General features: G+C 66.4%; 1 protein-coding gene. It reads right to left on the minus strand.

Annotated elements, in window-relative coordinates:
- The coding region (locus tag FK530_RS25195; protein WP_500487600.1) for a phosphohexomutase domain-containing protein at window positions 1-529 on the minus strand (529 nt) is incomplete at its 3' end.
- Between the last annotated feature and the right edge of the window lie 28 nt (window positions 530-557).

Raw genomic sequence — 557 nt, forward strand, 5'->3', positions numbered from 1 at the left:
CCTTCAGGTCCGCACCTCCCAGGGACTCCACGAGGTGGGAGACGTAGGACTTCTCCGCCCAGTCGTCTTCGTAGTCGACCTCGCCGACGTCGGCACCGGTGGGACGCGCCCATTCGTTGCCCAGGAGGTCCTCGATGTCGTCCTCCACCGCGTCCGGCAGCTTGAAGCCTCCATGGGCAAAGAACTTGATCCCGTTGTCGGGCATGGGGTTGTGGGAGGCGGAGATCATGACCCCGAAGTCCACACCGTCACCATTGGCGGTCAGGTGGGCGACGGTCGGGGTGGTGACCACCCCGATGCGCACGACGTCCACGCCAGCAGAGGCCAGTCCCGCGGCCAGCGCGTGGTCGAGGAACTCTCCGGAGATCCGCGTGTCACGCCCGATGATGGCGCGGGGCTTGGTTCCGTCGGTGCGTGGTCCACCTCCGATGCGGCGGGCCGCGGCCTCACCGAGTTGGAGCGCCAATGTGGCCGTCAGGTCCCTGTTGGCCAATCCACGCACACCATCCGTGCCGAAAAGTCTGGGCATCCTCAAGTCCTCCATGTCGGGTGAGGGT

It is taken from the genome of Tsukamurella conjunctivitidis (genome assembly GCF_007858475.1).
In the GTDB taxonomy this organism is placed as follows: Bacteria; Actinomycetota; Actinomycetes; order Mycobacteriales; family Mycobacteriaceae; genus Tsukamurella; species Tsukamurella conjunctivitidis.